This is a genomic window from Methanothermobacter wolfeii, assembly GCF_025397995.1.
GTDB classification, from domain to species: Archaea; Methanobacteriota; Methanobacteria; order Methanobacteriales; family Methanothermobacteraceae; genus Methanothermobacter; species Methanothermobacter wolfei.
Genome location: NZ_CP104550.1, coordinates 550,055 through 571,328 on the forward strand (window position 1 = coordinate 550,055; position 21,274 = coordinate 571,328).

The 21,274-nt window shown below is 49.2% G+C and carries 27 protein-coding genes; 18 read left to right on the plus strand and 9 right to left on the minus strand.

Translation table 11 applies throughout. From position 1 onward, the window contains the following. Nucleotides 1-70: 70 nt before the first annotated feature. The 10 genes from N5910_RS03175 (at nucleotide 71) to N5910_RS03220 (ending at nucleotide 10,093) form a co-directional block, all read left to right on the plus strand. Nucleotides 71-961 (plus strand): tetratricopeptide repeat protein, encoded by an 891-nt coding sequence (locus tag N5910_RS03175; protein ID WP_261599766.1) that lies wholly within the window; start codon nucleotides 71-73, stop codon nucleotides 959-961. Between the two features lie 89 nt (nucleotides 962-1,050). Then, complete coding sequence (locus N5910_RS03180) at nucleotides 1,051-1,608, plus strand: HEAT repeat domain-containing protein (protein ID WP_261599767.1); 558 nt, start codon at nucleotides 1,051-1,053, stop codon at nucleotides 1,606-1,608. An 11-nt stretch (nucleotides 1,609-1,619) separates the two neighbouring features. Beyond that, complete coding sequence (locus N5910_RS03185) at nucleotides 1,620-2,591, plus strand: malate dehydrogenase (RefSeq protein WP_074358686.1); 972 nt, start codon at nucleotides 1,620-1,622, stop codon at nucleotides 2,589-2,591. A 540-nt stretch (nucleotides 2,592-3,131) separates the two neighbouring features. Continuing rightward, nucleotides 3,132-3,710: a pyridoxal 5'-phosphate synthase glutaminase subunit PdxT gene (pdxT, locus tag N5910_RS03190; RefSeq protein ID WP_261599768.1), complete on the plus strand. Its 579-nt coding sequence runs from the start codon at nucleotides 3,132-3,134 to the stop codon at nucleotides 3,708-3,710. Continuing rightward, nucleotides 3,698-4,615, plus strand: coding sequence for a class II glutamine amidotransferase (locus N5910_RS03195; RefSeq protein WP_191216431.1), 918 nt, complete (start codon nucleotides 3,698-3,700; stop codon nucleotides 4,613-4,615). The genes pdxT and N5910_RS03195 overlap by 13 nt, the downstream gene beginning before the upstream one ends. A gap of 8 nt (nucleotides 4,616-4,623) precedes the next feature. After that, the gene (locus tag N5910_RS03200) at nucleotides 4,624-5,313 is read left to right on the plus strand and encodes a GXGXG domain-containing protein (protein ID WP_261599769.1); all 690 of its coding nucleotides are present in this window, start codon (nucleotides 4,624-4,626) and stop codon (nucleotides 5,311-5,313) included. Continuing rightward, on the plus strand, nucleotides 5,313-6,383 hold the full coding sequence (locus N5910_RS03205; protein WP_191216433.1) for a Coenzyme F420 hydrogenase/dehydrogenase, beta subunit C-terminal domain: 1,071 nt from the start codon (nucleotides 5,313-5,315) through the stop codon (nucleotides 6,381-6,383). Before N5910_RS03200 ends, N5910_RS03205 begins: the two co-directional genes overlap by 1 nt. A 1-nt stretch (nucleotide 6,384) precedes the next feature. Next, nucleotides 6,385-7,884, plus strand: coding sequence for a glutamate synthase-related protein (locus N5910_RS03210; RefSeq protein WP_191216434.1), 1,500 nt, complete (start codon nucleotides 6,385-6,387; stop codon nucleotides 7,882-7,884). Between the two features lie 135 nt (nucleotides 7,885-8,019). Beyond that, nucleotides 8,020-9,417, plus strand: coding sequence for an MFS transporter (locus tag N5910_RS03215; protein WP_191216435.1), 1,398 nt, complete (start codon nucleotides 8,020-8,022; stop codon nucleotides 9,415-9,417). Further along, complete coding sequence (locus N5910_RS03220) at nucleotides 9,389-10,093, plus strand: CDGSH iron-sulfur domain-containing protein (RefSeq protein WP_390893151.1); 705 nt, start codon at nucleotides 9,389-9,391, stop codon at nucleotides 10,091-10,093. The genes N5910_RS03215 and N5910_RS03220 overlap by 29 nt, the downstream gene beginning before the upstream one ends. Before the next feature lie 3 nt (nucleotides 10,094-10,096). On the opposite strand, the gene N5910_RS03225 is transcribed toward N5910_RS03220, so the two are convergent. The 7 genes from N5910_RS03225 to hypE all read right to left on the minus strand — a co-directional run bounded on the left by N5910_RS03225 (nucleotide 10,097) and on the right by hypE (nucleotide 15,612). Next, nucleotides 10,097-10,570 carry a hypothetical protein gene (locus tag N5910_RS03225; protein ID WP_074358694.1) on the minus strand — a complete coding sequence of 158 codons (474 nt, stop codon included), beginning with the start codon at nucleotides 10,568-10,570 and terminating at the stop codon, nucleotides 10,097-10,099. Nucleotides 10,571-10,578: 8 nt separating this feature from the next. Next, nucleotides 10,579-11,202, minus strand: coding sequence for an energy-coupling factor ABC transporter permease (locus N5910_RS03230; RefSeq protein WP_261599770.1), 624 nt, complete (start codon nucleotides 11,200-11,202; stop codon nucleotides 10,579-10,581). Nucleotides 11,203-11,229: 27 nt separating this feature from the next. Further along, nucleotides 11,230-11,664: a hypothetical protein gene (locus tag N5910_RS03235; protein WP_074358696.1), complete on the minus strand. Its 435-nt coding sequence runs from the start codon at nucleotides 11,662-11,664 to the stop codon at nucleotides 11,230-11,232. 222 nt (nucleotides 11,665-11,886) lie between these two features. Further along, nucleotides 11,887-13,164: a DEAD/DEAH box helicase gene (locus tag N5910_RS03240; protein WP_074358697.1), complete on the minus strand. Its 1,278-nt coding sequence runs from the start codon at nucleotides 13,162-13,164 to the stop codon at nucleotides 11,887-11,889. A gap of 299 nt (nucleotides 13,165-13,463) precedes the next feature. Further along, nucleotides 13,464-14,087 (minus strand): 5-formyltetrahydrofolate cyclo-ligase, encoded by a 624-nt coding sequence (locus tag N5910_RS03245; RefSeq protein WP_074358698.1) that lies wholly within the window; start codon nucleotides 14,085-14,087, stop codon nucleotides 13,464-13,466. Between the two features lie 93 nt (nucleotides 14,088-14,180). Further along, on the minus strand, nucleotides 14,181-14,582 hold the full coding sequence (locus tag N5910_RS03250) for an RDD family protein (protein WP_074358699.1): 402 nt from the start codon (nucleotides 14,580-14,582) through the stop codon (nucleotides 14,181-14,183). Between the two features lie 19 nt (nucleotides 14,583-14,601). Beyond that, a complete protein-coding gene (hypE, locus tag N5910_RS03255; protein ID WP_191216436.1) occupies nucleotides 14,602-15,612 on the minus strand; it encodes a hydrogenase expression/formation protein HypE in 1,011 nt (336 codons plus the stop codon). 166 nt (nucleotides 15,613-15,778) lie between these two features. On the opposite strand from hypE, the gene N5910_RS03260 reads away from it, so the two are divergent. The 8 genes from N5910_RS03260 to N5910_RS03290 all read left to right on the plus strand — a co-directional run bounded on the left by N5910_RS03260 (nucleotide 15,779) and on the right by N5910_RS03290 (nucleotide 20,232). After that, a complete protein-coding gene (locus N5910_RS03260; protein ID WP_074358701.1) occupies nucleotides 15,779-16,162 on the plus strand; it encodes a 30S ribosomal protein S8e in 384 nt (127 codons plus the stop codon). A gap of 50 nt (nucleotides 16,163-16,212) precedes the next feature. Then, complete coding sequence (gene polB2 / locus N5910_RS03265) at nucleotides 16,213-16,881, plus strand: DNA polymerase PolB subunit 2 (protein WP_370518342.1); 669 nt, start codon at nucleotides 16,213-16,215, stop codon at nucleotides 16,879-16,881. Between the two features lie 248 nt (nucleotides 16,882-17,129). Beyond that, nucleotides 17,130-17,810, plus strand: coding sequence for a TIGR02253 family HAD-type hydrolase (locus N5910_RS03270; RefSeq protein ID WP_074358703.1), 681 nt, complete (start codon nucleotides 17,130-17,132; stop codon nucleotides 17,808-17,810). Nucleotides 17,811-17,824: 14 nt separating this feature from the next. Continuing rightward, nucleotides 17,825-17,986 carry a hypothetical protein gene (locus N5910_RS09450; RefSeq protein ID WP_315901945.1) on the plus strand — a complete coding sequence of 54 codons (162 nt, stop codon included), beginning with the start codon at nucleotides 17,825-17,827 and terminating at the stop codon, nucleotides 17,984-17,986. Nucleotides 17,987-18,036: 50 nt separating this feature from the next. Then, complete coding sequence (locus N5910_RS03275; RefSeq protein ID WP_315901946.1) at nucleotides 18,037-19,386, plus strand: ATP-binding protein; 1,350 nt, start codon at nucleotides 18,037-18,039, stop codon at nucleotides 19,384-19,386. Between the two features lie 17 nt (nucleotides 19,387-19,403). Further along, nucleotides 19,404-19,661 (plus strand): hypothetical protein, encoded by a 258-nt coding sequence (locus N5910_RS03280; protein ID WP_238337972.1) that lies wholly within the window; start codon nucleotides 19,404-19,406, stop codon nucleotides 19,659-19,661. Nucleotides 19,662-19,684: 23 nt separating this feature from the next. Next, complete coding sequence (locus N5910_RS03285; protein ID WP_238337973.1) at nucleotides 19,685-19,843, plus strand: hypothetical protein; 159 nt, start codon at nucleotides 19,685-19,687, stop codon at nucleotides 19,841-19,843. 23 nt (nucleotides 19,844-19,866) lie between these two features. Beyond that, nucleotides 19,867-20,232, plus strand: coding sequence for a hypothetical protein (locus N5910_RS03290; protein WP_238337974.1), 366 nt, complete (start codon nucleotides 19,867-19,869; stop codon nucleotides 20,230-20,232). A 15-nt stretch (nucleotides 20,233-20,247) separates the two neighbouring features. On the opposite strand, the gene N5910_RS03295 is transcribed toward N5910_RS03290, so the two are convergent. Next, nucleotides 20,248-20,370, minus strand: coding sequence for a hypothetical protein (locus N5910_RS03295; protein WP_255477826.1), 123 nt, complete (start codon nucleotides 20,368-20,370; stop codon nucleotides 20,248-20,250). Nucleotides 20,371-20,423: 53 nt separating this feature from the next. Then, nucleotides 20,424-21,197, minus strand: coding sequence for an exodeoxyribonuclease III (gene xth / locus N5910_RS03300; protein ID WP_191216437.1), 774 nt, complete (start codon nucleotides 21,195-21,197; stop codon nucleotides 20,424-20,426). Nucleotides 21,198-21,274: the final 77 nt, after the last annotated feature.

Here is a 21,274-nt window from a genome sequence, read left to right on the forward strand (position 1 = left end):
CAAGTACTCTACAGTAAAGATAGAATATCTATTTAACTCCGTCCTGATAAATATAGACTGGGGGATTTGCATGTTTCGGCTGAATTTTTTAAGCATATTTGATTCGCTCAGGAATAAAGGGGGGGCCCTCAAACATTACAAGCAGAAGCTCCATGAGTATCAGGAACATGAAGCCGAGGTTCTCATAGATATAGGTGTGATCTACCTTGATCGTGGCGAGCCACAGAAGGCTGCGAAGAACTTTGAGGCCGCACTTGAAAACTACAGGAAACTTAATTTCCCGGAGGGTATTGCCTATGCATCAGAACTCCTCGGGGATTCGTTCATGGTCATGAGGGACTTTGAAAGGGCCCTTTCATGCTACTCTGATGTTCTGTCAATCTACTCTGAGATCAGATCTCCACTTGCAGATGACATCAGGGAGAAGATATACGAGGCAGGTAAGATCAGGGAGGCCATATCCTCCATTGAAGATGAAAATGAATCTGAGGACTCTGCTGAGGATAAACTTGCCATGGAGGTCTCATCTGAAGCAGAGACCCTGTTCAGGCTTTCTGATGAACTCCTTGAATTCGTGGATGGGTTTGAAACATACAGGGATGCATGGAGCTGCAGGGACATGGATTTCCTGAGGGATAACCTTGAATCTGCGGCGGTCATTGGTGATGGTTCATCAGGGGCCGTCCTCAACCTGCTTACTGGAAAGCATGAACTCGAGGAGGGAGGGATTGATGATGCCCTGAGGTTCATTAAAAGGTCCAGCAGGCTCTTTAAGGAGACCGGTGACATGAAGGGACTTGCTGTTTCGCGTGTTATAACAGGGATAGTACTTTTCATCATGGATGAACGTGAAAACCTCTACCGGGTCTTTAAGGAGGCCCTTGCAACATTCAGATCTCTGGAACTTGATGATGCCGAGAGGGTTACCATGAAGATCATAAACACCCTCAGCAGGATGTAGTTAGTTCATCAGGATCCCATTTCCTGTTTTGAGTACTTCACGGCAACTATTTGTATAGATTTTAACATAATTCATATGAGGTTGATAATATGCAGAGGAGAGAGAACATTGAAAGGATCATTGAGCAGCTGAAGGAAGATGATGAACATATGAGGGTGCAGGTTGTTGAGCTTCTCTCAGAGATAGGTGAACCAGCGGTTGATCAGCTCATTGAGGCCCTTGACAGCGAGAATAAACTTGTAAGGAGGGGTGCTGCAGCTGCCCTGGGTAATATAGGCGACCCCCGGGCCGTGGAGCCACTTATCAGGGCACTGGAAGATGAGAACAAGTGGGTGAGGCGTGAAGTTTCAACTGCCCTCTCAAAGATGGGGGAGGAGGCCTTTGAACCTCTCCTTGAGAGCCTTTCAAGTGATGACTGGAAGATACGTGGCGCTGCAGCATGGATCATAGGGAACTTTAAGGATGAAAGGGCCATTGAACCCCTTGTCGGGCTCCTTGAAGATGACAGTGGATTTGTAAGGAGTGGAGCCGCCCGTTCACTTGAACAAATCGGTGGAGAGAAGGTTAAGGTTGAAATGGAGAAACTGGCAGAGACTGGAAGCGGTTTTGCAAAAAATGTGGCCATTAATTACCTTGAAACACATTAGGAGGCGCTTATTTGAAGGTTAGTATAATTGGATCAACAGGGCGTGTTGGAAGGGCAACAGCACTTTGTCTTGCAGAGGAAGAGGCCGTCAATACCCTTCACCTTATATCAAGGGAGGAGAGCCTCGAGCAGAACATCGGAGAGGTTCTTGATATGAGCGATGCCCTTGCAGCCAAGGGCGTATCTGTCAAACTTGAGAACTCCGCAGATATTGAGAACATTCATGGTTCGAGGATAGTTGTAATAACAGCTGGGGTTCCAAGGACGGCAGAGATGGACAGGGATGACCTAGGATTTCAGAATGGAAAAATAGTGGCAGAATACGCAAGGAAGATAGCAAGGTTCGCCCCCGATTCAATTATACTTGTCGTCACCAACCCCGTCGATGTGATGACATATGTGGCCCTCAGGTATTCAGGGTTCCATCCAAGCAGGGTCTTTGGCCTTGGCAACCACCTGGATTCCCTTCGCCTAAAGAACTACATGGCCAGGCACTTCAACGTCCATGTCAGTGAGGTCCACACTAGGGTTATAGGGCAGCACGGCCCCTACATGGTCCCCCTGATAAGCTCCACCTCCATTGGAGGAATACCAATTGAACACTATTCCAGCAGGGATTACTTCTCTGGCTACAAGAGATTTGACCTTAAAAAGACCATTGATAAGGTCATCAATGCAGGGAGCAACATCATAAGTAAGAAGGGGGCCACCGAGTACGGACCTGCCTTTGCAATCTCAAACATAGTTAAAACAATACTGAATGATGAGAGAAGGATACTCACGGTATCAACCCTCATGGAGGGTGAAATTGATGGTATAAGGGACGTGTGCCTGGGGATCCCTGTTAAACTTGGCAAAAAAGGTATTGAGGGTGTTGTACCTGTGTTAATGGACAGGGATGAGAGGGAAGCCTTCAGGGAGGCTGCTGATTATGTTAAAAGCTCCACCTACAGGGTGATGGAGTTTCTTGAAGATGAACTCTGAGTTTCCCCTCCCCCTGACCCTCCCTGACCCTTCATGTTCTGTGCGGATAACACTGTCACTGTAGGGGGCGGGCTCTTCATCCACTTGCCCTTCCGGTTGTTTATGGGTGCTAATACCGTTTTTCTTATGGTTCCGTCAGAGGCGCGTTAGTGGAAGGAGGAGTCACTGAAACTCTGCTCCTTGGTATTTTTATGGTTCCCTTTCTGGATGTCCTGTGATGATCCGATTTTTCCTTCATCCCTTAACCATTGGCGGGGTTATGGCACATCATACTGTTGATGGTCGGTTCATCAGTTTTTTTATTACATCCATAGAATGTATCTATGGCATATCATACCGTTGATGGAAGAGGCCCATGGAAACTTTTATATAATTGTTCAATTATAAGTTTATTCAAGACCTGATTTCTGAACATTGCACATCCGAGTTTCTTTGTGGGATCTGAAGTTCAGAAAAAAACAGTAGCCGGCAATTATTTTCCGGTAGTTTTATATGGTCCTGTGTTTAAAAGATTACTTAAAAACTCTAAAAGGAGACAGCATGATAAGGATAGGTATTCTTGATCTGCAGGGAGATGTTTCTGAACACCTCGAGATGACCCGGAAGGCCATTGAAAGGATGGGTATAGATGCAGAGGCCGTGAGGGTGAGAACAGCCAGCGAAGCCTCATCATCCGATGCAATAATAATCTCCGGGGGCGAGAGCACCGTCATAGGGAAGCTCATGGAGGAGACAGGAATAAAGGACGTCATAATCAGGGAAAAGAAACCAGTCATGGGAACATGCGCAGGGCTGATCCTCCTTGCAAGGGAAACAGACTACCAGCAGCCCCTCCTGGGACTCATAGACATGAAGGTTAAGAGGATCGCCTTCGGAAGACAGAGGGACTCCTTTGAAGAAAAAATAGAGATACTTGGGAGGGAAATCAGGGGAATATTCATAAGGGCACCTGCCGTCACCGAAACCGGTGAGGGAGTTGAGGTACTGTCAAGGCTCAACGATAAGATCATCGCCGTGAAGGAGGGATGCAACATGGCGCTGGCCTTCCACCCTGAACTTGGAGAGGACACAGGGCTTCATGAATACTTTATAAAGGAGGTATTAAATTGTGTGGAATAGCAGGAGTGGTCTACAAGGATGGGAAACTTCACCCTGTGGGAGCAGACATGACAAGGATGCTCCATGCACTGCAGCACAGGGGACCTGATTCAGCAGGATTCTCAATATACGGGGGACTCGGACTTGAGGAAAACGAGTACCTTCTTAACATTGAGGTCAGGGAAAAACCAGGCCTCCTAGACACTGTCAGGGAAGCTGTTGAAACGGTAAGCCCCATCAGGGCAGATGAGATCATCCCATCAGTTGAAAACTACATAATATACCGCTGCAGGATCCAGCTCGAATCATTCTCACAGCTCAAACCACTCATAATGGACATAGATAAACTTGAAGACGTCATGGTCCTCAATGGAAGCCACTCCTTTGAGATGATAAAGGACGTTGGATCGGTCCTTGAAATAGCTGACAGATACGATACATGGTCAAAGAAGGGGACACATGCAATAGGCCACACAAGGTTCTCAACAGAGAGCATAGTCGACCGCTACCATGCACACCCCTTCCAGAGCTACATAATCCCTGACATAACAGTTGTCCACAACGGCCAGATCACAAACTACTGGAAGATAAGGGAACCCCTTGAGAGGAAGGGCCACATATTCGAGACAAACAACGACACGGAGTGCATAGTCCACTACGTGGCAGATAAACTGGCATCAGGCTACAGCCTTGAAGAAGCCCTTGAACAGTCCGTGAAGGACATGGACGGTCCCTTCTCATACATTGTAGGGACACCTCAGGGTGTTGGAATAGCCAAGGACCAGCTGGGCCTCAGGCCAGGGGTCATGGCAGAAAACGATGAGGTCTTTGCCGTGGCATCCGAGGAGGTATCCCTCAGGGAGGTAATGGACACCACCGAGGTTGAACAGATATCCCCCGGAGAGGTGAGGGTGTACGAGATATAGGTGATAGTATGATGGAAGCCATAATTAATGCTGAATCAAAGACCCCCAGGGAGGTTAACAGGGAGATAAAGAGCCTTGCACCGAACCATGACAGGATAATAGTCAGAAACCCCAATGCAATGCACTACCTGGGAGCCGGCCTCACAGAGGATGTTGAACTCATCATTGATGGATCGGCAGGATACTTCGCCGCCACAATGATCCACGGTCCAAGGGTGACCATAAAGGGTAATGGAGGATGGTTCCCTGCAGATAACATGACAGAGGGTGAGGTCATCATCGAGGGCTCCGCCGGTGACGGTGCAGGTCAGGGAATATACGGCGGAACCGTAGTAGTAAGGAGAGATGCCGGTTCAAGGACCGGGGAGATAATGAAGAACGGCACCATCATAATCGGCGGTAACTCGAGCTTCATGACAGGTCGTTTCATGATGGGCGGCAGGATAGTGGTCCTGGGGGACCTTGCAGAGGATGCAGGGGAATCCATCATAAGGGGGAAGATCTATGTCCGCGGAGAGATCAAAAGCCTCGGTAAGAACGCGAAGGTTGAAGGGATAACCCCTGAGGAGGAGGATGAACTGAGGGAACTACTGTCAGGATATGGCTTCGACCTGGAGGATGATGATTACAGGGCCTTCAGAAAGATAGTTCCAAGGAGTAAAAGGCCATTTTATGGTGAAGAATCGGAGGAAGGATAATGAGCAAATCAAGGTATGCGATGGCTGGGACACCCTGCCAGATAACCGCAGCAGCCCTCATGGAAAATTACACCGAAGAATTCCCTGTTGAAATCAAAATAGGGCTCTTCTGCATGGAGAACTTCTCATACACCTACCTCAGTCAGCTTGCCATGGAGGAGGGTGTGGATCTGGCTGATGTTTCAGAGTGCAGGATAGAGAAGGGGAAGCTCTGGTTCAGGCTCAATGATGGAAGCACCGTGGCGGTGCCCCTTGAAAGGGCAAGGTCCGCAATGAGGAAGAGCTGCGCGGTATGCATGGACTTCGCATCAGAACAGTCAGATATATCAGTAGGGTCAGTTGGCTCACCCGAGGGATGGTCAACCATCATAATAAGGACGGATAAGGGCCTTGAACTTGTTGAAAAGGCAAGAAAGGCAGGGTACATCGAGACGGAACCCATAAAGGACAGCGGACTCAGACTCCTTGAGAAGCTTGCAGCAGGAAAGAAGGAGGAGAACCTTGAGGAGATAAAGATGAGGGAGTCCGTTGCAAGGCCGGTCATGTACTGGCGCGTGATGCCCGACGATGAATACACCGAGGAGGTGAAGGACTACCAGTTCGATGACCTCCGCTCTGATGTAATCGATGTGGGTGCATGCGTACTCTGCGGGGCCTGCCTGGCATCATGCCCCGAGGACATAATAGGGATAGAGGACAGGAAACCGGAGGTCAGGGGAGAATGCCCGCCGGGCTGCAACATCTGCTACCTTGCCTGTCCAAGGACCTATGTACCCGACAGCATAGTAAGCCGTGAATCCGCATCAGAACCCCTGGGCGAGTACATGGAGGTACTCTCTGCAAGGGCACCCATGTTCAGGGGACAGGATGGTGGTGTTGCAACGGCACTGCTGGCCTTTGCAGTGAAGGAAGGGATGGTTGACGGAGCCATCGTGGTTGATAAAGAGGCTGAGAGACCATGGAAACCGGTACCGAAACTGGCAGAGGATCCTGAGGATATAGTGGGGGCTGCAGGCACAAAGTACTCAGCATGTCCTATCTTCAGGGTCCTGAAGGAGGAGGGGGATTGATATGCCTTTTAAAGTTGAGAGAAAGGAAGAGGTATGTAAGAGGAACTTTGACCGTCCCGGCTGCTGCTGGTACATGTGCGACAACAGGGACGAGTCACTCTGCGCAAACTGCTATTCATGCTACAATAACTGTCCGCATGATGTTTACGAGATAATAAACGGTGAACCTGTACCCTTAAGACATGAAAACTGTGTAGGGTGCCGTATATGTGAAGAGATGTGTCCAAACAAGGCCATAGAGGTTAACGCTGTACCCGAGGACAGGAGAAACGTCTGGTCCTTCACAGACCTCCTTGAGATACAGCGCAAGTCAAGGGAGGGCACCTACAAGGTCAGGGGCTGCGGTGCCGTGAGGCGCATACCAACCTTCGATGACCTTGTCATTGTACCGGCACAGGTTTCAAGGCCACCGATAGACAAGTACAGGGAGCCCTGCAACACCAGAGTCGTCCTGGGTGACAGGTTCGCTGAGAAACCCCTTGAACTTGACACGCCCATAATGATAGCCGCCATGTCCTTCGGCGCCCTGAGCAAGGAGGCCAAGATAGCCCTTGCAATGGGCGCAAGCCTCGCCGGCACCGCGACAAACACCGGTGAGGGCGGAATGCTCCCTGAAGAGAGGAAGTACGCATCAAAGCTAATTGCACAGTATGCATCAGGACGCTTCGGTGTATCGGCAGAGTACCTTAACAGTTCAGACGCCATTGAGATAAAGATAGGTCAGGGTGCCAAGTCAGGTATGGGAGGCCATCTCCTTGCAGAGAAGGTGACTGCCGAGGTGTCAAGGATAAGGATGATACCCGAGGGCACAGATGCCCTCAGCCCCGCAAGGCACATGGACATCGTTGGACCCGAAGACCTGAGCATGAAGATATCCCAGCTCCGTGAGATAACAGACTGGAAGGTCCCTATAATGGTCAAATTCACATCCGGTCGTGTGAGTGACGATGTAAAGATAGCTGCAAAGGCGGGTGCAGACATCGTCGTGGTGGACGGTATGCAGGGGGGTACGGGTGCCGGACCCGACGTTGTAACCGAGCACTCAGGCGTACCCACCATAGCCGCTATTGTGGAGGCCGACGAGGCCCTCAAGGAGGTCAACCTCAGGGATGAGGTCAGCCTCGTTGCAGCTGGAGGTATAAGGAGCGGGGCGGATGTTGCAAAGGCCATAGCCCTGGGGGCTGATGCAGTGTACATAGGAACAGCAGCCCTTGTATCAATCGGCTGCCGGGTCTGCCAGATGTGCTACACGGGAACATGCAGGAAGGGTATCGCAACTCAGGACCCTGGCCTCAGGAAGCGCCTTGACTATGTGGAGGCAGGTAAGAACGTTGCACGCTACATAGAGGCCATGACTGAGGAGGTCTGCATGCTGACCCAGCAGGCAGGTAACACAGACGTGAGCAAACTTGAAAAGGATGACCTCAGGGCCCTTACCGTTGAGGCATCGGCCCTCACAGGGGTTAAGATGGCGGGTATGGAGGCCCCCGTCAGATTCTAACCACCTTTTATTTTAGAATGGGAAATTATCAGGATTCCAACTTCTTTTTTAAATTTTTCTATTTTTCACCTCCAGAGAAATTATTTAAATGCCCCGGCTGATAGTAATAACCAGTTTCATCTGGAGGGATTACATTTGAATGGCGAAACTGAGGGATCACTCAGACTTTACGTTCTTATTGCGGCAACCCTTTCATCATTTCTAACACCCTTCATGGGCTCTTCCATCAACGTGGCTCTACCCGTTATAGCGCTTCAGTTCCGGATTGATGCCATACTCCAGACATGGATACCCACGGCATTTTTACTTGCCGCGGCCATATTTGCGGTCCCCTTTGGTAGGTTATCCGAGATTTATGGCATGAAGAGGATATTCATCTACGGCAACATCATATTCACCCTGGCGTCACTACTCTCAGCCCTTTCACCCTCTGCGGTCGCCCTCATAATATTCAGGGCAATTCAGGGTGTGGGCTCTGCAATGATCTTCGTAACGGGCCTTGCCATACTCACAAGGGTCTTCCCGCCAATGGAGAGGGGTAAGGCCATAGGTATAAACACGGCGGCGGTTTACATAGGCCTATCACTGGGTCCGGTCCTTGGAGGCTTCCTCACAAGGTTCCTTGGCTGGCAGAGCATATTCCTTGTAACTATTCCCTTAACACTGCTGGTGCTTGCGGTGACGGTCTTCAGGATCAGGGGTGAGTGGGCAGATGCTGCAGGTGAAAGATTCGATGTCCCGGGTTCAATCACCTACTGCATATTCCTCTTCCTCCTCATGTACGGTTTCTCAGCCCTCCCTGATATGATTGGGGCGATAATGATACTTATGAGTGTTGTGGCATTTCTGGTGTTCCTGAGGATGGAGCTTGCCTCAGGAAGCCCTGTCTTCAATGTCAGACTATTTAAAAATTTAAGGTTCGCCTTCTCAAGCCTCGCGGCCCTTATAAATTACAGCGCCACATTTGCAGTCTCCCTCCTTCTAAGCTATCATCTCCAGTACATCAAGGGACTTGACCCGGGTTCAAGCGGCCTTATACTCGTAACACAGCCTGTTGTCATGGCCCTGGTTGCACCGCTTGCAGGGAGGGCCTCTGACAGGTTCAACCCCCAGACACTTGCAGGTCTGGGCATGGCAATAATATCGGTGGCCCTTATAAGCTTGAGCCTCCTTGGAAGGGGAACCCCCGTTGCCATGATAATACTGTCACTGCTGATCCTTGGCCTCGGGTTTGGACTTTTCTCATCACCCAACACCAATGCGATAATGGGGTCCGTTGAGAGGCGGGACTATGGAATAGCATCTGCAACCGTGAGTTCAATGAGGCTTATCGGTCAGGCCTTCAGCATAGGTATTGTTACACTTATCTTCGCCTTCCTCATAGGAAGGGTCCCCATCTCACCCGCCAACTATGAGCTCCTTATAAAGAGCACCAGGATATGCTTCCTGATCTTTGGTGTCCTGTGCTTTATAGGCATATTCGCCGCAATAGCCAGGAGGAATGATGCGCATGAAAAGGATAAAGGTTCTTAAGGACGGACCATACCTTGTTGAGGGGTCGGTGCCCCTCTACGAGGAGGTTATAGTAACCGATGAGGCGGGACATACAAGGGAATTTGTTGAAAAGCGAAAGTTCCCCCTGAAGGAGAAATATGTTCTCTGCAGATGCGGAAAATCAGGTAACAAACCCTACTGTGACGGTACACACCTTGAAACAGGCTTTGACGGTACAGAGACCGCATCAAGGAAGCCCTACATTGAAAGGGCCAGGGTCTTCAGTTCAGGGGACCTTGAACTTACAGATGTCCCGGAACTCTGCGACCACTCAAGGTTCTGTCTCAGGGCAGGAGGTATAAGGGAACTTTTAAAGAAGGGAGACCCTGAGAGCATCCAGATGGCCATCGAGGAGGCCATGATCTGTCCATCCGGGAGGCTGGTCCTCTGGGACAGGAAAACAGGAAAACCCTATGAGAGGGACTTTGAAAAGTCCATCGTGGTTGTACATGACAGGCAGAAGAAGTGTGAGGGGCCCCTCTGGGTCCGCGGGGGCATACCCATAGAATCATCCGATGGAACCATCTATGAGGTGAGGAACAGGGTCACCCTCTGCCGCTGCGGGCTATCTGAAAACAAGCCCTTCTGTGATGGCAGCCACTGGATGAATGCTGAGGAGAAAATTAAATTCAGAAGGAAGTGGGGCCTTGAATAAACATCATGATATCTTCCTCTTCATCCACAGGGCACCTAGGACCATCCCGAGTATAACCCCTATGAGGGCCCCTGATGAGAAGGGTGTGAGGAAGTCACTCCCGGCACCCACATCTGCAGAGTCCAGTTTAAGGAGGTTCTCCCTTATGGAGTTTTCATCTGCACTGCAGTAGGCCACACGGTCGGAAAGCTCAGGGTGCCTGTTGAGGAATTCTTTAACCGTCTCCTGGTAGGCAACTGCAAGTATCTTCTTGTTGGGGTTTCCCAGGGCATGTTCAAGTTCATGTTCAACGTCTGCGGCGCTCTGGAACCTGTAGACGGTTACGTTGACCCCTGTTTCATCGGCCACTGAACGCGCCAGTTTTCCTGTTGAGTTATCGGCTATTACAATGAAGGACTCGGGTGTTATCTCGATTCCATGGGCAGCCACGCCACCAACAAGGAGGAACATTAAAAGTACAGTGAACGCCTCTTTCATCCAATCACCTACACCTTCTCCATTGCTATTAGGTCCGGCTTCACCCTTTCAAGGAATGAGACTATGAATATGTTGGCAGCGCCCTCAACCACAGCCACGAATATGTAGAAGGGTATCAGGGTTGCCATGAGTATCTCAGGACCGGCAACACCGGCTGCAAGGAGTATCAGGATATGAAGTGCGGCTGCAGCCATTATACCTAGGAATGTGGCTGAGAAGACGGCCAGTGTACCGTCAAGTTCACTGGCAACCCTGTAAACAGCGTATGTGCCTATTCCAAGCCCGATACCCATTGTGAGGATGTTGGCACCCATACTCGTGATTCCACCCATCCCCAGTATGAAGAACTGGATGATGAGGCAGAGTGTGGCGACAAGGACCGCTGTCATGGGGCCGAGGATTATGGCTGCAAGGGGTATGAGGAAGAAGTGCACCGGGACACCCAGGGGTGAGGGTACAGATACTGAGGAGACAGCCGCCGCTGCAGCCGCGAAGAGTCCTGTTGCAACCATTCTCCTATCCTTTCCGGGTTTATCTGAGAATATATAGAAGAATATGCCTATGTTAATGAGGGCCACAGCCCAGTAGACTGCGGACTGCCATAATGGTATGATTCCGTCGGGTATATGCAATCAATCAACCTCCATGAGGGGGATGTTTCATTTTCTTGGAAATTTCAGGGCGGTTAAACCAAAAACAAGGCAGAGCCCTGCTACAGCAGGTATAAATCCATAGCCGCCATTTACATGGTTATTATCACTTGTGATGTTTTCTTCACGGCTCTCATTCCTATCTGAGGAAGTTTCGTTCTTTTTGCTCTGCTCTCCGTGATCTGAAACCTCCACCGGATCTTTAACTGTGGAACCTGTTTCATGGCTGACGGTGGCCGGTTTTGAGGATGAAGACCTGCCGGTTGTTGATGTAGCAGAGTTCTTTGATGTGCCTGAGGACGTTGAAGTTGATGTGTCTGATGTCTTATCACCTGGGTCGGATGGCTCTTCAATGTAGTATCCGTGGCCCGGGTGCGCCACTGAATGACCTGAAATGTTGAGTACCAGTGCCACGGCAATCAGGAGTATAAGGAACCTTTTCATATCATCACCATTAGAACCCTTTTCATATCATCACCATTAGAACCATTTTGAATCTTCAATATATAAAATCTTTTATTACTCTCAGGAGGTATTCATGGAAAAAGTAATACTATCTGCCGTTAACCTGTCATGGAGGCTCATGGGCGCATGAAAAATAAGTAGGGGGTGGTGATTGTCAACCGGTTGATTGTTAATCCCGGGATGAAAGGGGTTGGGGGGAGTTCACTTTGAGGATTCAAGTACATCCAGGAGGGCATGGGAGATATCCCTGAAACTGTAGCCCTCACCCCTGAGGTCGCCTATGAGTTCAGAGTCGGTGTAACTCTTTGATTCAAGGTTCTTCCTGAGGATCTCCCTCAGGTCCCTCTCATAGTCCCTCCGTATCTCCTCCCTCGTAGGCATGTTCTTCCTCTTTATCCTGTTTCCTGTGAAGGACTGGATTCTCCTGAGTCGGTGAACCTCCCTTCCAACAACAAGGGTGAATGATTTTCCGCTTGAACCTGCACGTCCGGTACGCCCGATACGGTGGAGGTAGTACTCGTTCTCAAAGGGGAGATCATAGTTTATCACGGCCTCAACATCGGGTACATGTATACCCCTGGCTGCAACATCAGTTGCAACAAGGAGGTTGAAACGTCCCTTCTTGAACCGGTCCATGACACGCTCACGCCTGGACTGTGAAAGATCCCCATGGATCTCATCTGCAGAGTAACCCATACGTTCCAGCTGCTTCCGCAGTCTCTGAACCCTCTTCTTGGTGTTACAGAATATCAGGCCCATTTTAATGTCATTTGATGAGATTATCCAGTCAAGGAGTTCGATTTTATCCTCTTCCCTCGTTTTGAAGTAGAACTCCTCTATTCTAGGGCTGTGCTTCTTCTCAACACGCATGACCTGAGGTTTGTCCATGTACCTATCGGCGATCCTGAGTATTGGTTTTGACACGGTTGCAGAAAAGAGCATTGTCTGGCGCTTTTCAGGGACATTCTTTAGTATCCTTTCAATATCATCAATGAAGCCCATGTTGAGCATCTCATCTGCCTCGTCAAGCACCAGCATTGAGACACTTCCAAGGTCCACGGTGCCCCTTTCAATGTGATCCAGGAGTCTTCCGGGTGTTGCAACAACCACATGGACACCCCTCCTGAGCTGTGATATCTGGTTACCTATGCTCTGACCACCGTAAACAGCAAGCACCCTGACATTCATGTATTTCCCTATCCTTTTGATCTCCTCTGAGACCTGGAGACAGAGTTCACGGGTCGGGCAGAGCACAAGGGCCTGGACAACCCTTTCAGGTTCAAGATTTTCAAGTATAGGTATGGAGAATGCCGCGGTCTTCCCGGTCCCTGTCTGGGCCTCTCCAACGACGTCCATACCATCAAGTGTAACAGGTAACGTAATTGACTGGATCGGAGTTGTCCTCTCAAATCCCATATCCTCAAGGGCCCTGTTAACCTCCCCTGAGATGTCAAATTCACTGAATTCTAATCCTATCATTTTATCTTCCTTAAATTCTTAAAAATCGATTATCAATTATTAAACTGCCAGTTGGCAGAGTATAATTGAGGACCTGACCGGACTGTCAACTATTCCTGCCACCGCAGAAAAATAATTAAAAATCAGCACAGTATGATATTGTATCTGCTGGTATTTAAAGTAGAGCATTTTTTCCATGTTCTCCCGGATTCCCGGTATCATGGGATTGTTGGAGTGGATGGTTTATATGTGGGGGCATCCGTATCTTAATAACCATCTGATGATGAGCATCCACCGGTTTTCTTAGGGTAATAACGTTTTCACCTCACGATGGGTATCCTCTCATCAAGGAATAATCTTATAACCCTCAGGGGGGTTACGATCATGTTTATTTTCTCGTCATGCTCCTCGGAGGGCACCGATTCAACTATCTGAAGTTCATCAACGGTGGTTGCCACGGGTGTCCTGCTGTCAATGGCGCCCTGGGATCTCAGTTCATGGAGCTCCCGGTCGCCGTAGCCACCACCCTTACCAAGGCGGTTACCCCTCAGATCAACGGCCACGGATCCCTCAACCACAAGATCAACCCTGGGGAAATCCCTAATGGATGAACCGTAACGATAGGCACCCTGTATGGTTGACGCAGCACGCTTATCAGGGACCTCATGGGATATGAAGAGATACCCATCCTTTATTCTGGGTGTTGGCATTATAAGGTCCTTTCCACACCTCAGGGCAAGCTCCCTTACAGGTTGCTGTGCAGAATCAGGGGATGAAAACACCCTAACAGACCTTTTCCATTCGATGGTCCTTGAAAGCCTCCGGGCAGCATCCCATGATCCGGTGAAGTCTGGTATGCGGCCATGGGGTCTTCTGCTAATACCCCTCCTCTTCAGAAGATCCCAGATGTAACCGCGGAGATCAACCTTTTCCTTCAATCCCATCTCCCTTCAGCTGGTTTCAGTTTCATGGCCATGGATCGGTGGCATGATCCACACTTTATCCTCTTCACCCAGCCCATGAGGCTTTCTCCCAATTTACTTAACCCTTTCAGCCATCACAACCCCTGTGCCTGCTAGGGAGTCCATCAGCCTCAATGAGGAGGTGAAGTATCCAATGAGGATATCAGGGATGAGAGGAATCCAGAGCACCTTTGAAAGGTTCCTTACAACCACCTGCCAGGGTTTCAGTTCACCCTCCTCTGAGACAACGGTAAGCTTCTGCAGCCTCTTACCAGGGGTGCCTCCACGGTACTCAAGGTAGCTGAAGTATAGGAGTGTGACAATCCCCAGGAGGATAAACCAGTAACCGTAGACTGAAAAAAAGCCTCCCAGGAGCACCAAGGGGTAGACTATGATGGTCAGGGCGTACATAATCAGGGTTACAATCAGGAAATCTATGATGAATGCATAGGCCCTTCTCTTTGTAAGTTCCTCCATGAAGACACCACCATAAAACTTAACAGACCCTCGGCACCGGATCGGCCACGGGGGCCTCAAGGATTCTCCTGCCTCCAAGGCGTGTTTCAAGGATCACATGTCGCTCGCTGTTAACCTCACCGATTATCTGGGCCTCCCCTCCATATCTGGTCTTCCTGATTGCATCGAGGACTTCATCAGCATATTCAGGGTCAACGCCAATGATGACCTTGCCCTCATTTGCAACCTCATAGGGGTCTATACCCAGCATCTCCGAAACAGCCAGGACCTCCTCCTTAACAGGGATCCTCTCCTCCTCAACAACCATACCCACACCAGACTTTTCTGCGAGTTCATTGAGTGCATTGGCTATACCACCCCTGGTGGGGTCCTTCATTGCGGTGACACCGCCGGTGCTGAGGGCGGCTTCAACCATCTCCCATACCGGCGCAACATCTGATTCGAGTTCGGTGTCATAGCCGAAGCCTTCACGGAATGCCATGAGGGCCATCCCATGGTCCCCGACGCTTCCGGTGAGGATTATCATGTCACCTGGCCGCAGTCCAGAGTCCCTTACTATCTCGCCACGCTTCACAACACCTATCCCTGTGGTTGTTATGATCATCCTGTCGAGTTTGTCCTTCTCCATGACCTTGGTGTCGCCTGTGATGATGGATACACCGGTCTCCTCTGAGACGGCATCCATGGACCGGACTATCCTTTCAAGTTCCTCGCCCCTGAAACCTTCACTGAGGACCATTGCACTTGCAATTGCAATGGGCCTTGCACCCATCACAGATATGTCATTCACGGTCCCTGCAACAGCTATTTTACCAATATCCCCTCCAGGGAAGAAGAGGGGGTCAATGGTGTGACCATCTGTACTTATGACTATTTCATATTCACCCAGGGGTATGCTTGCACCATCATCAAGGTCTTCGAGGCCCACTCCCCCGTTAACCCTTGTATTCCTGATGTTTGATAATATTATATCTGATATCAGGTCCTGCATCAGTTCTCCGCCTGCACCATGGGACATGCCGATTTTCATAGATTCACCTTTGCATCTCTTGCTGATTAAGGTATCTTGCTGATGATATAAAACCTTTCATGGAAGCACAATCTTTTTAAATGAGGGATTTATATTATACTATACTGAGCCAGAAGCTCAACTCAGTTTTACTGATTCTGACATAGAATGATTATGAGGTGAAATAATGGCAATTTGGCAAGGTAAGTCAATGAAAAAACCAAGCGGCGGAAGAGCCAAGATGAACCGTGGTAAAAGGAAATATGAACTGGGCAGAGAGCCTGCCGAGACAAAGATTGGTGACAGGCGCGTCAGGATGATAAGGACACGTGGAGGTAACCATAAGGTGAGGCTTGCAGCCGATACAAGGATAAACGTCGTTGACCCTGAAACAGGAAAGGTTGAGGTTGCAGAGATAAGGAATGTTATAGAGAACACCGCAAACCCCCACTTTGTAAGGAGGAACATCATAACAAAGGGTGCTGTTGTTGAAACAGACCTTGGAAACGTCAGGGTAACATCAAGGCCTGGCCAGGACGGTGTTATAAACGGGGTTCTCATCAGGGAATAGGCAGTGGAGGGTGTAAATACTCTCCAGTGTTCTGAATCTGCAGGGTGTTTATTTTGAGGGAAGACTTGGAGGGTGAAATACTCTCCCAGGTTGAAAAATTTCTCAGCTACATCAACAGCAACCTCCCCGAGGGTATGGAGCTAGAGTTCGAGGGCTTCTACAGGAGGGGCTTCTTTGTCACCAAGAAGAGGTACGCCCTCATTGAAGATGACACGATTGTTGCAAAGGGACTTGAACTTGTAAGGCGTGACTGGGCACCCATAGCTAAAAAGACTCAGAGAAAAGTACTTCTGGCACTTCTAAAGGATGGTTCACCTGAAAAGGCCAGGAAAATCATAAGGGAAGTTGTAAAGAGGATAAAGAGCGGTGAGATTGAGATGGATGACCTTGTTATCCACACCCAGATCACAAGGAAGCTCTCTGAGTACCGCCAGATAGGCCCCCATGTGATAGCCGCAAAGAGGTCCCTTGAGAGGGGAAGACGCATCGAACCGGGCTCCATAGTTAGATACATCATTGTGAAGGGGAGGGGTCCCATAAGTCAGAGGGCGGTTCCTGTTGAGGACGCCGCCGGAATGGACTATGACCCTGATTATTATGTTGAAAACCAGGTGATGGCTGCTGTGTCACGTATAATGTCATCCCTCGGCTACTCAACCGAGGATATGAATTCCCTCTGCTCCAGTGAAAGGCAGAGCAGTCTTGACGCCTTTTTCTAACATTAAACTCCATATTGAATCGGTTTTCAATTAAATTAATTTTTTTAACATTGTAATCTATCCGGCTGTTTCTTAGCTGTATTTTCATGTTTTTTGGTTTTTTTATTTTGCTGGATGTAGTTTCTTCATTTTCGGTCTGTGTCGTCTGGTTTTAGTCATATCTCACGGTTTTTTAATATCCGAAGCCAAACCAACAATATTATAATTGAGTAATTATAGAAGTTTCATTACACACGGCAGGTGGGAAGATGCTCAAGGCGGTTTTCTTTGATATTGACGACACCCTTTATGATACCTCGGGATTTGCCAGGCTCGCAAGAAAGGCGGCCCTGAATGTGATGATAGATGCCGGTCTTCCATTATCAAGGGAGGAGGCCTACCGTCTCCTGCGGGAGATAATCGCCGAGAAGGGATCCAACTATGATAAACACTTCAACGTACTCACAGAAAGGGTCCTTGGTGAGGAGAAACCGCTCCTCATCGCTTTGGGCATGATAACATACCACAACGTTAAGTTCGCACTCCTGAGACCATTCCCCAACACAATATCCACCCTGATCCACCTTAAAGGGAAGGGCTACCGGCTGGGCGCAATATCCAACGGTATAACAATAAAGCAGTGGGAGAAACTGATAAGACTCGGGATTCACCACTTCTTTGATGAGGTGGTAACATCAGAGGAGGTGAACTCCGAGAAACCGGATATAGAGATATTCAGGGAGGCCCTCAGGAGGATGGGGTGCAGGCCAGAAAGGTCGGTCATGGTGGGTAACAAGTTCACTGAGGATATACTCGGAGCCATAAATGCGGGGATGTCAGCCATACTCGTTAACTCAGAGCTCAGCGATGATGAAAGGGACCGCATAAAGAGGGAGGGACTTGATGTTACCGTAGTCCAGGAAATCGGTGAGATCAGGGAGATACTTTAGGGGGGGTGTTTTTATTGAACTGCATGGAGTACTATCATGATGAAAACATGGAGGAGACCTTTGAGGATCTCCAGCAACCAAAGACGCTTGAAGAACTTGGACTGTCCTACTTCTTTGTCAGGGATCTTGTTCTAAAGATAATGTTAACCTACGGCACCTTAAGGTCCAGAGAATAACTGAGATCACAGGCATACACCTTGACATACTTGAGGAAGTCCTTAACCAGATGGAGAAGGACGGGTTCTGCGCCCAGGTAGGCGGCAGTTTCCTCTTCTCAAGTGTTGAGTACACCCTGACACCCAGGGGGGTAGAGAAGGCAAGGCTTGTCATGGAGGAAAACCCTTACATGGGAATGGCACCAGTCCCCTACGACAGGTACTTTGAACTTATGGATAAGCAGCTTAAGAACCGTTTTCCAATTGAAATCCCTGAAGAGGTTATTGAAAAAACATTCAGGGATGTTGTGGGGCTCTCCTATGCAAAGGAGTGCCTTGTTGAGGCATGCACCATAGGTAAGGGTATATTTGTATATGGGGCCCCTGGGACCGGCAAGACCTTCATAATCAGCAAGGCATCGGACCTCTTACCCCCAATCGTTATACCGCGTTTCATAGAGTTCAGCGGAAGGGTTATACAGATCTTTGACCCTGACTTCCACAGGCCCTGCCCTGAGGAGCCTGATGATCCGAGGTGGATTAAGATACACGCACCCTTTGTCTTCACTGGATCGGAGCTCAGCTTAAATGAACTCGAGACGACCTATAACATGAACAAGGGTGTCTATGAAACCTCACCCCTCATAAAGGCCAATGGTGGTGTGCTGCTCATTGATGACCTCGGGAGACAGCGCGATGACCATGAGGTTATCCTGAACCGCCTCATAGTCCCCCTTGAGAACCGGAAGGATGTCATATATGTGAGGGGCGTTCCGGTGATATTCCACACACACTTCATACCAGCCTTCTCAACCAACCTTGATGTCAGCATAATGGATGAAGCCCACCTCAGAAGGGCCCCCATTCACATATCCCTCAAGCATCCCCCGGTTGAGAACGTTGCAGAGGTTTTCAGGCGAAACCTAGATTATACCGGTGAGGAATACGATGAGGAGGTTATTGAGAGATTTAAAAGGGTATACACTCCTGTTGCCGATGGAGGGGAGGGTCTTCAGCCAAGTTATGCCCATGCAAGGGACATTGCCCAGATAGCACAGGCCGTGAGGATAAACATGGGAAGGGATAGGATAGACCTTGAGGTTATTGAGAGGGCCCTTGAAAAACATGTCCTCATAGCACTCCAGAGGATGGACATTGACATAAGCCAGGTCCATCACAGTATAAGGACGTTCCGGATCATAACAGGAGATTCTGAGAGGGCCGTGGAGGTACTGAAACTCTACGGGGCCCTTACGGTTGCCCTGGAGAAGGGGGCTGTTCTTGCAGACTTTGAGGACTCCATAAGCCCATCACAGCTCCTTGAACATCTTCAGGTAAATGGTGTTTCCGCTGAAAGGGTTGAGGTGATCTCGGAGACACAGCGTGAGATCAAGAAGACCATCCTTGAATACAGGGACTGAGAGGGCATGGTGTCTGGATGAATTATCTGATCCTCGCTGCAGCTGTTTCTGCCGGAGTATCCATTGGAGTATGGATTATTCTTGAATTCATCCCTGTTTTGATGCCGGTGGAGGCAGGAAGACTTGCCGCGCACCTCAGGTCAAGGCCAGGTAACATTATTGAGGTCGCATACTACCTTGAACTCCTCTTTGAGGGCTCACCCTGGAAGCGTTTCATGGCCTTGAAGTTATCAGGGACCTCTTCAATTCAAGGATACATGAACTTGAACTTTTAAAGTACTCCAGGTGGAAGGAGGAGGTGGAGTCCCAGAAGGAACGCATGGAGATGAGGGAGCTGAACGATGATGAGATACTCCATATTGAGGCTGCCAGGGAGATGATGGATAAAATGGTGTCACAGGGAAGGGCAGACGGTCAAGGTCACTTTACCCTAACCGGGAAGAGGAGGAGTTCATAAGGCTCAGGAATCATAAAAGGAACATGCTTCTGGACCTCAGGGATAAGTATTCTGATTTCAGGATATGGGCGATAAGGAACAGGGATATACTGAAATACGTGCAGGAAAGGGTTTTCAGTAACAGGGAGATTGACCTGGAGAACCTTAAAAGTCACAGTCAGGAATGGGCCCTTGTGAATCTCTGGGGCCTTGAACCGCCTGAGAAGTACTCTGAGGAGGACATATTCAGGGATATAATCGTCTACCTCCAGGTAACTGATGACAGGAAAATGAGGGGTAAGCTGGCAGCAGCCCTCAGTGACCATGAGGACGCGGTAACCTATCTGGATGAGGTGATATCCTCTGTTCTCTCATGGAAAGGCGGTGAGGGTATCTCTGAATCTCAATGAACCTGTTTTTTGAGTTCATGGCGTCATCTGCTCCCTGCCTATTCCAAGTTCATCATGGATGTTCACCCTACTGCACACCCTCCATGTGACCTCTCCTCCAGGTTGGTCCTGTGAAGTTATGTTTTCTGGATGTCTCATGCTTTCCGGTTACCTGCAGGGGCATCAGTTCTTTCTTGCTTTTATGGGCGCATCTATATCTCTATTTCGAGTCCTATGGGGCAGTGGTCTGAACCCATCACATCAGAGAGTATCCATGACCTTTTAACCTTTTCCTTGAATTCCTCATTCACGAAGAAGTAGTCGAGCCTCCAGCCAACGTTCCTTTCACGTGCCCTGGTCCTGTAACTCCACCACGTGTACTGACCAGGTTCTTTGTTGAACATCCTGAAGGTGTCAACATAGCCGTTTTCAATGAATTTATCAATCCAGGCCCTTTCAACCGGCAGGAATCCTGAGACGTTGCTGTTCTCCCTTGGCCTTGCAAGGTCAATCTCCTTATGGGCCGTGTTGAGGTCACCGCAGATCACCACGTTTCTACCGGAGTCCTTCTCCCTGTTCACGTCCTCAAGGAATGCATCATAGAATTCGAGTTTATATTTAAGCCGTTCCTCTGACATTTTACCGTTGGGGAAGTATATGTTGTAGAGGAGGAAGTCATCAAAATCAGCTATCTGAATCCTGCCCTCATTATCGAACCTCTCTATACCGAAGCCATCCCTTAGTGATTCAGGCTCAAGGCGGGTGTACATGGCAACTCCACTGTATCCCTTCCTTGATGATGGGGTGAAGAAGCTCCCGTAACCATCAACGTGTCTCAGTCTTCGGGGTAACTGTTCAGGCCTTGCCTTGATCTCCTGGAGGCATAGAATATCCGGTTTTTCCTCAAGGAACCAGTCAAGGAAGCCCTTACGATAGACAGCCCTCAAACCATTAACGTTCCATGATATTATCCTTATGACGGTCATGGGGATCACTGTTTATCTCTTCTGTGTCTCATGGTTAAAATCTTTGGAGGATCACCGAGTGGTTTTATCCCTCTTAT

Excerpts from the sequence above, each read along its gene's own strand:
- N5910_RS03175 (WP_261599766.1), top strand. The coding sequence starts at position 71 with ATGTTTCGGCTGAATTTTTTAAGCATATTTGATTCGCTCAGGAATAAA.
- N5910_RS03180 (WP_261599767.1), top strand. The coding sequence starts at position 1,051 with ATGCAGAGGAGAGAGAACATTGAAAGGATCATTGAGCAGCTGAAGGAA.
- pdxT (WP_261599768.1), top strand. The coding sequence starts at position 3,132 with ATGATAAGGATAGGTATTCTTGATCTGCAGGGAGATGTTTCTGAACAC.
- N5910_RS03200 (WP_261599769.1), top strand. The coding sequence starts at position 4,624 with ATGATGGAAGCCATAATTAATGCTGAATCAAAGACCCCCAGGGAGGTT.
- N5910_RS03205 (WP_191216433.1), top strand. The coding sequence starts at position 5,313 with ATGAGCAAATCAAGGTATGCGATGGCTGGGACACCCTGCCAGATAACC.
- N5910_RS03210 (WP_191216434.1), top strand. The coding sequence starts at position 6,385 with ATGCCTTTTAAAGTTGAGAGAAAGGAAGAGGTATGTAAGAGGAACTTT.
- N5910_RS03220 (WP_390893151.1), top strand. The coding sequence starts at position 9,389 with ATGCGCATGAAAAGGATAAAGGTTCTTAAGGACGGACCATACCTTGTT.
- N5910_RS03225 (WP_074358694.1), bottom strand. The coding sequence starts at position 10,570 with ATGAAAGAGGCGTTCACTGTACTTTTAATGTTCCTCCTTGTTGGTGGC.
- N5910_RS03235 (WP_074358696.1), bottom strand. The coding sequence starts at position 11,664 with ATGAAAAGGTTCCTTATACTCCTGATTGCCGTGGCACTGGTACTCAAC.
- N5910_RS03240 (WP_074358697.1), bottom strand. The coding sequence starts at position 13,164 with ATGATAGGATTAGAATTCAGTGAATTTGACATCTCAGGGGAGGTTAAC.
- N5910_RS03245 (WP_074358698.1), bottom strand. The coding sequence starts at position 14,087 with ATGGGATTGAAGGAAAAGGTTGATCTCCGCGGTTACATCTGGGATCTT.
- N5910_RS03250 (WP_074358699.1), bottom strand. The coding sequence starts at position 14,582 with ATGGAGGAACTTACAAAGAGAAGGGCCTATGCATTCATCATAGATTTC.
- hypE (WP_191216436.1), bottom strand. The coding sequence starts at position 15,612 with ATGAAAATCGGCATGTCCCATGGTGCAGGCGGAGAACTGATGCAGGAC.
- N5910_RS03260 (WP_074358701.1), top strand. The coding sequence starts at position 15,779 with ATGGCAATTTGGCAAGGTAAGTCAATGAAAAAACCAAGCGGCGGAAGA.
- N5910_RS03270 (WP_074358703.1), top strand. The coding sequence starts at position 17,130 with ATGCTCAAGGCGGTTTTCTTTGATATTGACGACACCCTTTATGATACC.
- N5910_RS03275 (WP_315901946.1), top strand. The coding sequence starts at position 18,037 with ATGGAGAAGGACGGGTTCTGCGCCCAGGTAGGCGGCAGTTTCCTCTTC.
- N5910_RS03280 (WP_238337972.1), top strand. The coding sequence starts at position 19,404 with ATGAATTATCTGATCCTCGCTGCAGCTGTTTCTGCCGGAGTATCCATT.
- N5910_RS03290 (WP_238337974.1), top strand. The coding sequence starts at position 19,867 with ATGCTTCTGGACCTCAGGGATAAGTATTCTGATTTCAGGATATGGGCG.
- N5910_RS03295 (WP_255477826.1), bottom strand. The coding sequence starts at position 20,370 with ATGAGACATCCAGAAAACATAACTTCACAGGACCAACCTGGAGGAGAG.
- xth (WP_191216437.1), bottom strand. The coding sequence starts at position 21,197 with ATGACCGTCATAAGGATAATATCATGGAACGTTAATGGTTTGAGGGCT.